Origin of the sequence: Halomonas gemina, assembly GCF_023554995.1 — a bacterium.
In the GTDB taxonomy this organism is placed as follows: domain Bacteria; phylum Pseudomonadota; class Gammaproteobacteria; order Pseudomonadales; family Halomonadaceae; genus Halomonas; species Halomonas gemina.
The window spans coordinates 148,323-161,686 of record NZ_JAMJPK010000003.1; the positions used below are offsets into that span (position 1 = coordinate 148,323).

General features: G+C 67.8%; 12 protein-coding genes. 3 read left to right on the forward strand and 9 right to left on the reverse strand.

The annotated features are described in order from the left end of the window. Nucleotides 1-308 precede the first annotated feature (308 nt). Nucleotides 309-1,481: a hypothetical protein gene (locus tag M8009_RS07370; protein WP_250060181.1), complete on the forward strand. Its 1,173-nt coding sequence runs from the start codon at nt 309-311 to the stop codon at nt 1,479-1,481. A gap of 260 nt (nt 1,482-1,741) precedes the next feature. Further along, the gene (locus M8009_RS07375; protein WP_250060182.1) at nt 1,742-1,960 is read left to right on the forward strand and encodes a hypothetical protein; all 219 of its coding nucleotides are present in this window, start codon (nt 1,742-1,744) and stop codon (nt 1,958-1,960) included. Between the two features lie 91 nt (nt 1,961-2,051). On the opposite strand, the gene M8009_RS07380 is transcribed toward M8009_RS07375, so the two are convergent. The 8 genes from M8009_RS07380 to M8009_RS07415 form a co-directional block, all read right to left on the reverse strand. Next, on the reverse strand, nt 2,052-3,092 hold the full coding sequence (locus M8009_RS07380) for a hypothetical protein (protein ID WP_250060183.1): 1,041 nt from the start codon (nt 3,090-3,092) through the stop codon (nt 2,052-2,054). Between the two features lie 91 nt (nt 3,093-3,183). Continuing rightward, nucleotides 3,184-4,299: a porin gene (locus M8009_RS07385; protein ID WP_250060184.1), complete on the reverse strand. Its 1,116-nt coding sequence runs from the start codon at nt 4,297-4,299 to the stop codon at nt 3,184-3,186. Between the two features lie 410 nt (nt 4,300-4,709). Continuing rightward, nucleotides 4,710-5,807: a ProQ/FINO family protein gene (locus M8009_RS07390; RefSeq protein WP_250060185.1), complete on the reverse strand. Its 1,098-nt coding sequence runs from the start codon at nt 5,805-5,807 to the stop codon at nt 4,710-4,712. A 196-nt stretch (nt 5,808-6,003) separates the two neighbouring features. After that, nucleotides 6,004-6,522, reverse strand: coding sequence for a dihydrofolate reductase (locus M8009_RS07395; protein ID WP_430886902.1), 519 nt, complete (start codon nt 6,520-6,522; stop codon nt 6,004-6,006). Between the two features lie 14 nt (nt 6,523-6,536). After that, nucleotides 6,537-7,310 carry a thymidylate synthase gene (locus tag M8009_RS07400; protein ID WP_250060553.1) on the reverse strand — a complete coding sequence of 258 codons (774 nt, stop codon included), beginning with the start codon at nt 7,308-7,310 and terminating at the stop codon, nt 6,537-6,539. 171 nt (nt 7,311-7,481) lie between these two features. After that, nucleotides 7,482-8,270 carry a prolipoprotein diacylglyceryl transferase gene (gene lgt, locus M8009_RS07405; RefSeq protein ID WP_250060187.1) on the reverse strand — a complete coding sequence of 263 codons (789 nt, stop codon included), beginning with the start codon at nt 8,268-8,270 and terminating at the stop codon, nt 7,482-7,484. Nucleotides 8,271-8,295: 25 nt separating this feature from the next. Further along, entirely contained in the window at nt 8,296-9,090 is a 795-nt protein-coding gene (locus tag M8009_RS07410) for a sulfite exporter TauE/SafE family protein (protein WP_250060188.1), read from the reverse strand. Then, a complete protein-coding gene (locus M8009_RS07415; RefSeq protein ID WP_250060189.1) occupies nt 9,087-10,199 on the reverse strand; it encodes a response regulator in 1,113 nt (370 codons plus the stop codon). Before M8009_RS07415 ends, M8009_RS07410 begins: the two co-directional genes overlap by 4 nt. A gap of 123 nt (nt 10,200-10,322) precedes the next feature. Here M8009_RS07415 and M8009_RS07420 point away from each other — a divergent pair, with 123 nt between their 5' ends. Then, nucleotides 10,323-11,084: an NRDE family protein gene (locus M8009_RS07420; RefSeq protein ID WP_250060190.1), complete on the forward strand. Its 762-nt coding sequence runs from the start codon at nt 10,323-10,325 to the stop codon at nt 11,082-11,084. Here M8009_RS07420 and ptsP read toward each other — a convergent pair. Then, nucleotides 11,074-13,335, reverse strand: a complete 2,262-nt coding sequence (ptsP, locus tag M8009_RS07425; RefSeq protein ID WP_250060554.1) for a phosphoenolpyruvate--protein phosphotransferase — start codon at nt 13,333-13,335, stop codon at nt 11,074-11,076. The two genes, M8009_RS07420 and ptsP, sit on opposite strands and share 11 nt — an antisense overlap. Between the last annotated feature and the right edge of the window lie 29 nt (nt 13,336-13,364).

Genomic DNA, 13,364 nt, shown 5'->3' on the forward strand with positions numbered 1-13,364 from the left:
TTGCGCCCCGGCCACTCGGCCGGGGCTTTTTTGTGAGCAGTGGCCATTCCCTGACATGGCACAGGGCATTAATGCCTGCTTAATCGAACAAGTTGATCGATCATGCTGATTACGTACGCCAAAAAGACAGATCTTTCCATTCATTGATCGAAATCAAGCTTTTTCTTCCATAACCGCATGGGCCGGGAGTGCCGAGATAGTTAGCATGGCACCCATCGGCGCCACCGGGATCACCAGGGAACCAGGGAACCAGGGGCGCCGCCGCACCTCCTCCGCTACGGCGGCGAACCCGCAGAAGGAAAAGCCCCATGACACCTCACGCCACCCTCAAGCCTGCCTCACTCGTCCTGGCCGGCGGCCTCGCGATGGCCGTTGCCGGCGCCTCCCATGCCATCGATTTCAAGGCGGGAGACACCACCGCAAGCGTCTACGGCTACGCCAAGCTGGACATGATCTACGATGTCGACAACGAACTCGGCGACCTGGCCGCGCGCCCGCGGACCCTGATCGATGGCCAGTCCGGCAGCGAGGGGCACACTACCCTGCATGCCTACCAGAGCCGCATCGGCTTCATGACCACCACGCCCGCAGGCGGAAGCCAGCTCAAGACCCAGGTCGAGGTGGACTGGTTTGACAATGCCCCGGAGGGCGGCGACCTGCGCCTGCGCCACGCCTATGGCAGCTGGAACGGGATCACGGCAGGCAAGACCTGGATCAACTTCGGCAGCCTGCTGGGCAAGATACCCACCATCGACTTCGCCCCCCAGCCGGGCCAGAGCAAGGCGGGTCGCAAGGCGCAGCTGCGCTACTCCCGGGCCAACTGGCATGTCGCCCTGGAGAACCCCGACCCCGAGGACTACAGGGACGGCGTCGCCACGAGCTTCAACCCCAAGCGGGGCATCTACAACGAGCATGAAGACGCCAAGAGCGGCCTGCCCGACCTGACCCTGCGCTACCAGCACCAGGCAGGCGGCCTGCACTACTCCGCCTCGGGCATGGCTCGCCAGCTGGAGGTCGAGGGGCAAGGCGTGGACGACAGCGCCACCGGCTGGGGGCTCAACCTGGCCGCCCGCTACCCGGCCACGGAGCGCCTGACCCTGCGTGGTGCAGTGACCTGGGGCGACGGCATCGGCGAATACCTGCAGAACAATCCCTCGGCCCCCGGCTATCTGGAGGACGGCGGCATCGAGACCATCGAGGCCTGGGGCGTCAACCTCGGCATGAGCCTGGCCGCAGGCCCGGGTGCCATCAACCTGGGCTACGGCATCTCGAAGGCCGACCTGGACGATGCCCGGGAGGCAGGCATTGCCGGCGTGGAAGGCGCCAACGAGCAGTTCGAGGCGGTGCACCTGAACTACATCTGGTCGCCCATCGAGCGCATCAGCTACGGCGTGGAGGCTGGCTACCACACCCGCCAGGTGGTCGACGGCCGCGACGGCGACGCCCTGCGCCTGCAGGGCATGGCGATGGTTAGCTTCTAGCCGCCAGTCAGTGCAAAGCCCCGGCTAATTGGCCGGGGCTTTCGCGTCGCAATGCCGGACATCTTGCTGTACGCCATTCCACGTCGGCCTCAGGACTCACCCTGCAAGCGCTTGACGAAAGCCGTTTTGTCCACAAGCCTAATGAAGGGAAGAGAAACAAAGGACGCCAACACGGCATGTAAGATTTTCTTGCCCCGTTACACCAATCCCTAGACCTGACGGCAGGTCTCTTCCAACCCACAAGACCATGAGGTGTCACCATGAAGATGAAGCTGCTGATTGCCGGCCTGTTCGCCAGCCTGATGATGGCCGGCTCTGCCCTGGCCATGGATTCCGAGGCCATCGAAGAGCATATGGCCAAGATCAACGACAACTACGTCAAGGCCGTCGAGGAAGAGGGCAAGGTCAAGGCGCTCGAGGAGAAGGTCGAGGAACTCGAGGCGATGATCCAGATGATCATCGACGAGCAGGATTCCTGACAACGACCAGGGCCCTGAGGCCTGACGGCGAGGCCCCCGGCGCAAACGCGCTGGGGGTCTCGTCATTTCACGGAGCTCAACACCGAGCTGCTCAGCGGCGATCCAGTTGCTGCACCTTGAGCTCGTAGTTGTTCACTCCCGTCATGGATGAGCCGAACTTCTGGCCTTGCACGCGAATGCGATAGCGGCCGGGGGCCAGCTCGGTGGTCATGTCGACGTCGCCATCGAAGCCCTGGCCGGCGCCCTCGGCCACCACGCGGCCGGCCTCGTCGAGCACCTCGAGCTCGATGCGATAGGTGTCCTCGTAGCCGCTGGGGTAGGTCGAGGTGGCGATGGCGACAGAGCCGCGCTCGGCCACCTCGAAGGTCAGCACCTCGCCGCTGGCGCGGATCTTGACGTCGGTGACGATGGTCTCGAAGCTGCGAGGTGACGCATCGGCTTCTTGCGTCAGGGGCTCCTGCCCCGCCTGGGTACCGGCTTCCTGTGCCGCGAACGCATCGCCGGTGGTTGTCGCAGCGGCTGCCGCCGTACCGGTCGCCGCCGCCTGGCCAGGCGCGGCAATGGTCACCACGTCGTCCTGGCCGCGCACGAAGACGCTGCGACGGCCCTCTCGGCCGTTACCGGTGAAGGCAAACCCCTGGCCATCGCTGACGCCATCCTCCAGGCGCCGGCCGCGGTCGTCCAGGCCGGCGACGGTGATATAGAAGCTGTTACCCGCCTTGCCACGGGTGCCGAACTTCTGCCCCTCCACTCGGAGCGTATAGTCGCCCGGCTGCAGGCGCTGCCGCATGGCCAGGCCGCCGTTCTGCCCCAGCGCCTCACCGCGGGCGATCTCTTGCCCCTGGTCATCCAGCAGCACGGCCGCCACGCGGTAATCCTCGGAGAACCCGCCCGGCACGCGACTCTCGAACAGATACTGGCCGGCCTCGTTGACCGTGAAGTCATGCTCGTGCGGGCGGCCGTAGAGGAAGCTGCGGCTGCGAGCGTCGTTGTCGGACTGCAGGAAGCCGGTCAGGTCGAGCTGCCGGCCCTCCTCGCGGAACCGCTCCTCCATCTCGCTGGCCAGCGCCGTGGCACTCGCGAGGGAGAGACCCAGCGCCAGCAGGCTGGCGGTGATAATCGGCTGTTTCATGGAACCTCGCATCAGACAATGAAAAAAGCCGACCCCTGAGGATCGGCTTTCGGTGTTCCACCCTTCAGGCAGGAATGCCCTGCGAGAGGATTTAGAACAGGTAGGTCACGCCAACGCCGACGCCGTCGCCTGCATCGTTTTCACGATCGTACATGGCGTACTCGGACCAGACATACATGGCATCGGAGATGTTGTAGCTGGCGCCGAGGATGACCTCGTTGTAGGTCTCGTCGCGATCCTGCTCGTCCTGGACGGTCTCGTCCAGCTCGCTCAGGAGGGTGCCGGCGCCCACGTCGACGTACTGGTAGGCGGCATAGATGTCGCCATTGCCATAGCCGTAGCGCGCACCCAGACCGTAGAAGTTGGTGTCGTCGACGACATCGTTATCCGACTGGAAGCGCTCGACCTTCAGGGCGACGCGCAGGGTATCGACGGTGTACTGGGCAGTGATGCCGTACTGTTCGCCCAGATCGAAGTCTGTGCCAACTGCCTCAGGAAAATCATCAGCGGCAGCAATGGTGCCATCGTAGTTGTCGAGGTTGTCGTAGACAGCCGCGATAGAGAAGGCGCCGGCCGTGTACTTGGCACCACCGAAGAAGGAGGCGTTGGAGTCGGCTTCGACAGAGTGAGTGACACTTTCACCCAGGGTACCGGTGAACTCGTTCTCTTCGGCGTCGCCCTTGTACTGGGTACCCACGGCAAACTGCAGGCCGCTGAAGGACGGTGAGGTGTAGGTCACCTTGTCGCCTTCACGATCGTTGGTGCCGACGTTGAGGATACGGCTGCTGGAATCGGAGACGTCGAAGCCTTCGTTATTGGTGATGGGGTCCTGAATCCAGTCGTCGATCAGCGGGTCATAGGAACCCAAACGAACGTCACCGAAGTTGCCCTTCAGGCCGACATAGGCGGTGTCACCGGCATCACGGCCGGCAATTTTCATCTCATCGGCCTTGAAGTCGTCGAACTCAAGCTTCAGGTAGCCGGTGAGGCCCTGAGTGATGACATGCTCGGCGGCAAAGCCGAAGGTAGAGCCGTTATCGGCGATCTCGTCTGTAGTCTCGTCACCACCATCGGTGTTGTAGTAGGCAATCTGGATGTTGCCGTACAGGTCCAGCTTGGTGCCGTCCTGGTTGTAGACGGTGGCAGCCTGGGCGCCGGAAGCGGCCAGGGCACCGGCGATAGCAGTCGCTAACAGTGTCTTTTTCATTGCGATAGTTCCTTTTTGACTAGCTTGCTGTTTCGATCGTGGCTGCCCGTTCTTGGTGAGCGGGTCAGCGGGCTTGGCCGGTCTTGGTGCCGGTTCTCGTGCCTGCGGGCTCCCTCCCGGGAGGTGGCAGGTCGCGAGCCAGACCTCGGCAAAGCCTTAGTTATAGTCCAATGCTCGCAAGGGGAACTCTATACCGGGATATACGGGAACGCAACAAGAAAAAAACACTGTTTTCCTTCGCTGCGAATCGCCCTGCCCGGCGCGTCCCCCTGCCCTTGCGATTCGGGCGCCATCCCGGCGAGCCCGGTGCCCGTTCGACCTGCCTTGTCGATCCGGCAAGCGAATCAGGCACCTGGCGCGATGAGCGGGTTTATCATGCCCCGCGAATATGACAAGGGCAAGTCAGTGGATCAACGCTGGTTGTGCTTGGCGAGCAGCGCGGAGAGCTTCTCTTCCAGGGTGGCGGGCTCACGGCCCGGCGCGGTGCCATGCCCGGCACCCTCGGCCGCGGCGGGATCCCGGTTCGGGGTGGGGGCGGCTGCCCTGGCAGCGTCGGGCCGGGCCGCATCGGCCGGGGGCTTGCCGCCCCTGGCGGCATCGCCCTTATTTGCGCCGCGCTGCCGGGCCGGGCGGCCCTTCTGGCGGCGGTCGGCCTGCAGCCGCTCGAGCTTCTTGTGGGCATGCTCGGCGGCGGCGGCGTCCACCCGTCCCGCCGGCTCGCCGGCCAGGTCGAGGCGCTCGGCGCCCTCGCGAACGGACTTGAGGTAGCGCGGCAGGTTGACGTAGCAGGCCAGCGCCCGGCGCACAAGCTTCTCGGGCCAGGGCTCGCGCGCGGTCAGCTCCTCGTGGATGCCGACCTTGAGCGGCCGGGTGTGGCCCTTGAAGAAGGTCGAGGAGTAACGCTGGTACCACTGGTCGAGGAGCGCCTGCGGCGATGGCGCGTCCTCGGGGAGCGCCTCACCCGGGGCTTGCGGTTCCGCGGCGGGCTCGGGGGCAGCCGGTGCCGGTTCCGGTGCCGGCGGGCTGGTCTTCTCAGGAATGACAGGCGGTTCGCCAGTGGTCTCGCCGGCGTCAGGCTGCCGCGGGCGATGACCGATCAGCGCGGAGAGCCCCTGGGCGCGGCGCGCCTGGCGATGGAAGAGCGACGCCGGGGCCTCGGCAGGCTCGCGCTCGAGCAGCCGGCGGTTGTGCGCCTCGAGTTCGCGATTCTGCTCGTCGAGCTCGCGGTTCTCCTCGGCGAGCTCCAGGCGGGTGGCCTCCAGCTCGGCGAGACGCGCCTCCAGTTGGCCGCAGCGCTGCGCCAAGGCCTCGCGGCCTGCCTGCTCCTCGCGGACCTCGGCGGCCAACTCGGCATTGCTCGCCTCCAGCTCGACGCGACGGCGTTCCAGCTCGGCCAGCCGGCTGTGCAGGGCATCCTGCTGGACGCGGGATTCCCGCAAGACGCCCAGCAATGCCGCGGCGCGGCGCTCCAGCTGTTCCAGCAGGCGGGTTGAGCGTTCCTCGATCAAGTCCTGGTCCTCCAGCAGTGCGCTTTCCCGGTGATGGCTAGGCTCTGTCCGACAACTGGCTACGCTCGCCGACTTTTCAGACGAAGCCTAGGGCCGCTGCCAATGTGGCCGGTCACGGCACCTGCTGCTCAGTCTGTGCCAGGCGTGGCGTGGTGACAAATGTCGCCGGCCGGCGACGTCGTCAACGTCGCTGCCCTTAACATCGTTGGTACTGCACGAAATGGTAGGCCGGCTGGCCCTCGGCGGGCTCGCCGGGCACGCGCTGCACCTCCTCCCACTCGGCCATGTCGAGCGCGGGGAAGCGGGCATCGCCCTCCACCTCGATATCCACCTCGGTGAGGTAGAGCCGGCTGGCGAAGGGCAGCGCCTGGGCGTAGATCTCGGCCCCGCCCATCACCATGATCTCCTCGACGCCGTCGATGGTGGCCTGCTGGTCGGCGAGCCGCAGCGCGGATGTGAGGTCATGGCAGACCCGCACGCCCTCGGGCGCGAAATCCGGATCGCGGGTTACCACGATGTTGAGCCGCCCGGGCAGCGGCCTGCCGATGGACTGATACGTCTTGCGGCCCATCACCAGCGGCTTGGCCTGAGTCATGCGCTTGAAGAACCTGAGGTCCTCCGGCAGGTACCAGGGCAGCTGGTTGTCCACGCCGATCACCCGGTTCTTGGCCATGGCGGCGATCATCGCCACGGGAATCAGCGTCTCGTCGGTCATGTCACCGGCTTCGCTCATACCGCCACCTCGGCCTTGATATGGGGGTGCGGGTCGTAGCCCTCGATGGCGATATGCTCGAAGCGGAAGTCGAAGAGGTCGTCGACGCCGGGGTCGAGCACCAGGCGCGGTGCCGCGCGCGGGGTGCGCGAGAGCTGCTCCTCGGCCTGCTCGAGATGGTTCAGGTAGAGGTGGGCATCGCCCAGGGTGTGCACGAAGTCGCCGGGCGCAAGCCCCGAGACCCGGGCGATCATCTGCGTCAGCAGCGCATAGCTGGCGATATTGAAGGGCACGCCCAGGAAGATGTCGGCGCTGCGCTGGTAGAGCTGGCAGGAGAGCCGCCCCTCGGCCACGTAGAACTGGAACAGGCAGTGGCACGGCGGCAGGGCCATCTCGTCCACCAGTGCCGGGTTCCAGGCCGAGACGATCAGCCGCCGCGAGCGCGGGTTGGTGCGGATCTGCTCGATAAGTTTCGCGATCTGATCGACGTGGCCGCCGCGGGGATCGGGCCAGCTGCGCCACTGGTAGCCGTAGACCGGACCGAGATCGCCGTTCTCGTCGGCCCACGCGTCCCAGATGCGCACCCCGTTTTCCTTGAGGTAGGCGATGTTGGTATCGCCGGCCAGGAACCACAGCAGCTCATGGATGATCGAGCGCAGGTGCAGCTTCTTGGTGGTCACCAGCGGGAAGCCGCGGGCGAGATCGAAGCGCATCTGGTGGCCGAACAGTGAGCGGGTGCCGACGCCGGTGCGGTCGTCGCGCTCCACGCCGCGGTCGAGCACCTGGCGCATCAGGTCGAGATAGGGCTGTTCCAGTGCGGGAAGGATCGAATCGGTCACGGGGGCATCAAGGCTGGAAAATGGGCCATCCATTCTACACAGCGCCCTCTCCTCCCTGAAGCGCTGAACGACCAACCCTTCGCCTCGGGAGAAACCGGGCCCCTTGTCCCTTGCCCTTTGCCCTCACACTTCCGCATCCACCGGCTGGCGGCGCGACCAGGCGATCAGCGCGAGTCCGACGGCGATCATCGGCAGGGTCAGCAGCATGCCCATGGTCACCCAGCCGAAGGCCAGGTAGCCGATATGGGCATCCGGCAGGCGCACGAACTCCACCAGGAAGCGGAAGGCGCCATAGAGCGCGAGGAAGAGCCCTGAGAGCAGCCCGCGGCGCCGGGGCGTGGCCGAGACCCACCACAGCACCACGAAGAGCACGGCACCCTCCAGCAGGGCCTCGTACAGCGATGAGGGGTGGCGTGGCTCGGGGCCCATGCCGGGAAAGGGCATGCCCCAGGGCAGCCCGGTGACGCGGCCGGGCAGCTCGTGGTTGATGAAGTTGCCGATGCGCCCCGCGCCCAGGCCGATGGGTACCAGGGGAGCGACGAAGTCGGTCAGGGTGAAGAGGGCCAGCCGCTTCTTCCTGGCGAACCACAGCGCGGCAAGCAGCACGCCGATGAGGCCACCGTGGAAGCTCATGCCACCGTCCCAGACGCGCAATATCCACAGCGGGTCGGCGAGCCACTGGGAGAGGCCATAGAAGAGTGCGTAGCCGAGCCGGCCGCCGACCACCACGCCGATGGCGGCATAGAACAGCAGGTCGCCCACGTCGTCGCGGGTCAGGCCGATGCGCGCGGCCCGCCGGCGTCCCAGGAACCAGGCGGCAACGAAGCCGATGACGTACATCAGGCCATACCAGTGGACCTGGAAGGGACCGAGGGAGATGGCCACGGGGTCGATATCGGGATAGTTCAGCATGCAAGGCCCTTGCGTGGATAACGGATCAGAGGAGGAACTTGAGGCCCACCGCCGTGAGCAGGACGGCGAAGGAGAGGCGCAGCGTGCGGGCGGAGAGGCGATGGGCCAGCAGCACGCCGAGACGCGCGAAGGGCACGCTGGCCAGCACGATGCCCAGCAAGGCGGGCAGCATCACGAAGCCGATGGCCCCGGCGGGCAGCAGCGGGTTGCCCCACCCTACTACCACGAAGGAGGCCGCGCCGAACAGCGCGATGGGCAGCCCGCAGGCCGAGGAGGTGCCCACGGCCTGGGTCATGGTGGCCCCGCAGCGCGACAGCCAGGGCACGCTGAGGGTGCCGCCGCCGATACCGAACAGCGCCGAGACGCCGCCGATCACCGCGCCTGCCAGGCCCATCGCGGCACGGCCGGGCGCCACGCTGCCGGGCTTGGGGCCACGCCCCAGCGCCATCTTGAGGGCGACCAGCAGCACGAAGAGGCCGAACAGGGTCCCCAGCCGCCCACCGGAGAGGCTGCCGGCGACGAAGACCCCGGCGACCGCGCCAAGCATCAGGCCCGGCAGCAGGGCCAGGAACCAGTCGTTACGGATGCTGCCGCGACGGTAGTGCCCCCAGGCCGAGGAGGCCCCGGTGACCACGATGGTGGCGAGCGAGGTGCCTACCGCCAGGTGCATGGTCACCTCCGGCGCCACGCCCTGCCAACCGAAGGCCAGCGTCAGCGCGGGCACGATGATCAGGCCACCGCCCACGCCATAGAGGCCGGCCATGGTGCCGGCCAGCGTACCCAGGACCAGGTAGCCTGCCAGGCTTGCCAGCAGGCTCATGCCGGGCCTGGCGCCAGGGCGCCGGGCAGCCAGCGCCGCACCAGGTCGACCAGCGCCTGGGGGCGATAGGGCTTGGCCAGGAAGTCGTCCATGCCGGCCTGGAAAAAGCGCCGGCGATCCTCGTCGCTGGCGTTGGCGGTCAGCGCCACCAGGATGCTGCGCTGGCAAGCTGCTACTTCGGCCTCCCGGTCGCGCCAGTGTCGGCTGGTCTCCACGCCGTCCATGCCGGGCATGAAGATGTCCATCAGCACCAGGTCGAAGGGAGGTCCCGCCACCCGGGAAAGGGCCTCCTCGCCGCTGGTGGCGGTCTCCACCTCGAGCCCCTGGCGCTCCAGCACCTGGCGAGCCAGGGTCAGGTTCACCGGGCCATCATCGACGATCAGCACCCGCCCCTTGCCATGGGAGAGCGGCCGGGAAGACGCTGCAGTCGTGTCGGTGGACTCGTCGAGGTTCTCCAGCAGCACCACGGCATCGGCCAGCCGTTCGCGCAGCGCCAGCAGCGCAGCCTGATCGCTGTCGTCGCCGCACTGGCGCAGGGCATCGCCCTCGAGCACCTCGGACAGCGACCCCATCAGCGGCGCCAGCGACTGCTGCAGGTGGGAGAGATAGTCGGACTTGAGGCGCGACTCCTCGCGGGCCCGCACCCGGCCAGCCTCCAGCCGCTCGAGCTGGCCGCGGCGGGCCTGGAGGTCGCCGACCAGCTGCCGTTCGGCGGCGCGGCTCTCCTCGAGCTCGCGCTGCCAACCCTCGACCAGCGCCTCGCAGGCACGCGACAGGGCCTCGAGACGCCTCGGGAGGGGCAGCTCGTCGCCGGGCTGGGGACGCTGGTGGCGGGCCAGCCAGGCCTCGATGCCGGCCAGGGCGTCGTTGACATCACGCTGGATGCCGCGGAGGCGATGTCGCAACAGCGTCAGGAAGACCGCCACGTTCAGGCTGCTGCCCAGCAACAGGGCCAGCAGCAACCAGAAGGTGGCGCCCCAGGAGGCGTGGGCGGGCATCATCAACCACAGCATGAGCCCGACCACCAGGCAGAGCACCACCAGAATAGCCTGGGCGAGCAGCACCGGCCAGAGGATCGGCCAGACCAGGCGCGACCAGAGGCGGTCCATGCGTATTGCGTCCTGCATTGTCATCCCTGGGCAAGCACATTGGACGAAAGAGTGTACGCGGCCAGGCCGAGAGTGTCATGACGGCACCTTCCCCCCCGCCGGCCGTCCGGCTAAGCTGGCCCCATGTGCCTGATCGCCTTCGACCATCGCCCCGGCAGCGCCTGCCCGCTGCGCCTGGTGGCCAACCGTGACGAGTTCCATGCCCGCCCCGCCGCCCCGCTGGGCGCCTGGGAGGATGCGCCCGAGATCCTCGGCGGCCGCGACCTGGAGGCCGGCGGCACCTGGCTGGCGGTGCACCGCCGCGGCCGCTTCGCCGCCGTCACCAACGTGCGCGACCCACGCCTCAAGGTACCGCCAGGGGCCCCCAGCCGCGGCGCCCTGGTGCGCGAGGCCCTGGAACGCGACGACCTGCCGAACTGGCTGGACCGGCTGGCGGGCGGAGCCGCTCGCCACTATGCGGGCTTCAACCTGCTGGTCGGTGATGGCGCGACGCTCTGGCACCTCCACCGCGGGCTCGACGGCATCCGGCTGAGGCGCGTCCCGCCGGGCCTGCACGGCCTTTCCAACGCCAGCCTGGACACCCCCTGGCCCAAGCTGATCGCCGCCCGCCAGGGCCTCGCCGCCAGCCTGCGCCACGGCCGCTGGCCCGAGGATGCCCTGGCGGTGCTCGGCAACCCCCACCCCGCCGATGACGACCAGCTGCCGGAAACCGGCGTGGGACTCGAGATGGAGCGCCGGCTCTCGTCGCCCTTCATCGTCGGGCGCGACTACGGCACCCGCGCTTCCACCTGGCTGGCCTGGCACGCTGACGGGCGCATCGAGATCGGCGAACGGCGCTTCGGGCCGGAGGGAGTCAGGCTGGGGGAAACCCGGCTCAGTCTCTAGGCGGCAGCAGGTGGGCGAGATCCCAGCCGGTGAGGCGCTCCGCGAGGTGGCGGCGCACCTCACCGGGCGCGTCGAGCGCGAGGGTCTCGGCGACCAGCTCGCAGGCGCTCTCCAGGGGCACCCGGCGAATCGCCGCCCTCACCCGCGGCAGGCTGGGCGCATTCATCGACAGGGCATCGAAGCCCATTCCCATCAGCAACAGCGCCCCGGCGGGGTCGCCGGCCATCTCGCCGCACACCGAGGTGGGCATGTCCAGACGCCTGGCATCCTCGGCGAGACGCGCCATGGCCGAGAGCACGGCGGGGTGGCAGGCATCGTAGAGGTCGGCGACCCGCGGGTTGTTGCGATCCACCGCCAGCAGGTACTGGGTGAGGTCATTGCTGCCCACCGAGAAGAAATCGACCCGCCGGGCCAGGGCATCGAGCTGGTAGAGGGTCGCCGGCACTTCCAGCATCACTCCCACCCGAGGCCGGTTCACCGGAACGCCCTCCTCGCCGAGCTCGAGGATGGCGCGGTCGAGCAGGCGCATCGCATCGTCGACCTCGTCGACGTTGGTGATCATCGGCAGCAGCACCTGCAGGTTATCAAGCCCCTGGGAGGCCCGCAGCATGGCGCGCAGCTGCACCATCAATACCTCAGGGTGGTCGAGGGTGACCCGAATGCCGCGCCAGCCCAGGAAGGGATTGGCCTCCTCGATGGGGAAGTAGGGCAGGTCCTTGTCGCCGCCGATGTCCAGGGTGCGCATCACCACCGGCAAGGGCGCGAAGCTCTCGAGCTGGTCGCGATAGAGCCGGGTCTGCTCCTGCTCGCCGGGGAAGCGCTCGGTGATCATGAAGGGCACTTCGGTGCGGTAGAGCCCCACCCCGCCGATCCGCGACTTTAGCGAGGCCACCGCGTCCACCGCCAGGCCGGTATTGACCATCAGCGACACGTCGTGGCCATCCGGGGTGCGGCTGGGCAGGTCCTGCTCGTGCTCGAGCACCTCCATCAGCGCCCGTTCCTCGTCGATCAGGCTCTGGTAGTGGCTCTCGAGCTCTGGCCCCGGGCGCACGAAGAGGCGCCCGCGGTGGCCATCCAGCACCACCCGGTTGCCGCCGAGGCGCGGCAGCGGCAGGTCGACCATCCCCGAGACCGTGGGGATCCCCATGGCCCGGGCGACGATGGCCACATGGGAGGTGCTGGAGCCGCGCACCGAGACCAGGCCGGCGAGCTTCTCGCGGGGCACCTCGCCGAGCATCGCCACGCTGATCTCCTCGCCCACCAGGATGGTGCTCTCGGGATAGACCGCCGGGGTCTGGGGGGTCTCCTCCTGCAGGTGGGCCAGCACCCGCCGCCCCAGATCGCGAACGTCGGCGGCGCGCTCGCGCAGGTAGTCGTCGTCGACCCGCTCCAGGTACTGGACGTGGCGGCGTACCACGTCGGCCAGGGCGCCGGGCGCCCACTGGCCTTCGCGGATGCGCTTCTCGACCTCCTGGGAGAGCGCCGCCTCGCCGAGCATCTGCTGGTAGACATCGAACAGCGCCAGCTCCTGGGCGGAGATGCGGCTGGCCAGGCGCTCGCCAGCGGCGCGGATTTCGTCGCGCACCCGACCGATGGCCTCCTTGAGCCGGACGATCTCGTACTCCACGTCGGTAGGAACCAGGTCCGGCACGCTGTTGAGGTCCGCCGGGGCGGCGATCACCACCGCCTCGCCGATGGCCATGCCGGGCGAGGCCGCCACCCCGGTGAAACGCGCCTGCTCTCCCGTCATGCTCAACCGGTTGAGCCCGCCCGTCGCCAGGGCGTGGGCCAGCACGCCCGCCAGCTGGGCGGCCATGGTAACCAGGAAGGCCTCGTCCTCCTCGTCGAAGCGGCGCTTCTCGGACTGCTGCACCACCAGCACCCCCAGCATGCGGCGCTGGTGGATGATCGGCACGCCGAGGAAACTCGAGTAACGCTCCTCGCCGGTGGCCTCGAAGTAGAGGAACTGGGGGTGGGCCTGGGCATCCTCGAGGTTCAGCGGCTCCTCGCGCTTGGCCACCAGGCCCACCAGGCCCTCGCCCACCTGCAGGCTGACCCGTCCCACGGCCTGGGCGCGCAGGCCGATGGTTTCCATCAGCACCAGTCGGTCGATGGTCCTGTCGAAGAGGTAGAAGGAGCAAACGTCGGTGCGCATCGCCTTGCGGATGCGCCGCACCATGGTAGCCAGGGCCGCTTCCAGGTTGCGGGCCCCATTGACCTCCTGGATGATGCGTCGCAATACCTCGAGCATCGGCGTCTTCTTTTCCATTGTGGTTGTCT

Bases quoted from the DNA above. Each gene is read 5' to 3' on its own strand.
- M8009_RS07370 (WP_250060181.1), top strand. From the start codon at position 309: ATGACACCTCACGCCACCCTCAAGCCTGCCTCACTCGTCCTGGCCGGC.
- M8009_RS07375 (WP_250060182.1), top strand. From the start codon at position 1,742: ATGAAGATGAAGCTGCTGATTGCCGGCCTGTTCGCCAGCCTGATGATG.
- M8009_RS07380 (WP_250060183.1), bottom strand. From the start codon at position 3,092: ATGAAACAGCCGATTATCACCGCCAGCCTGCTGGCGCTGGGTCTCTCC.
- M8009_RS07385 (WP_250060184.1), bottom strand. From the start codon at position 4,299: ATGAAAAAGACACTGTTAGCGACTGCTATCGCCGGTGCCCTGGCCGCT.
- M8009_RS07395 (WP_430886902.1), bottom strand. From the start codon at position 6,522: ATGACCGACGAGACGCTGATTCCCGTGGCGATGATCGCCGCCATGGCC.
- M8009_RS07400 (WP_250060553.1), bottom strand. From the start codon at position 7,310: ATGCGCCAGGTGCTCGACCGCGGCGTGGAGCGCGACGACCGCACCGGC.
- lgt (WP_250060187.1), bottom strand. From the start codon at position 8,270: ATGCTGAACTATCCCGATATCGACCCCGTGGCCATCTCCCTCGGTCCC.
- M8009_RS07410 (WP_250060188.1), bottom strand. From the start codon at position 9,090: ATGAGCCTGCTGGCAAGCCTGGCAGGCTACCTGGTCCTGGGTACGCTG.
- M8009_RS07415 (WP_250060189.1), bottom strand. From the start codon at position 10,199: ATGGACCGCCTCTGGTCGCGCCTGGTCTGGCCGATCCTCTGGCCGGTG.
- M8009_RS07420 (WP_250060190.1), top strand. From the start codon at position 10,323: ATGTGCCTGATCGCCTTCGACCATCGCCCCGGCAGCGCCTGCCCGCTG.
- ptsP (WP_250060554.1), bottom strand. From the start codon at position 13,335: ATGCTCGAGGTATTGCGACGCATCATCCAGGAGGTCAATGGGGCCCGC.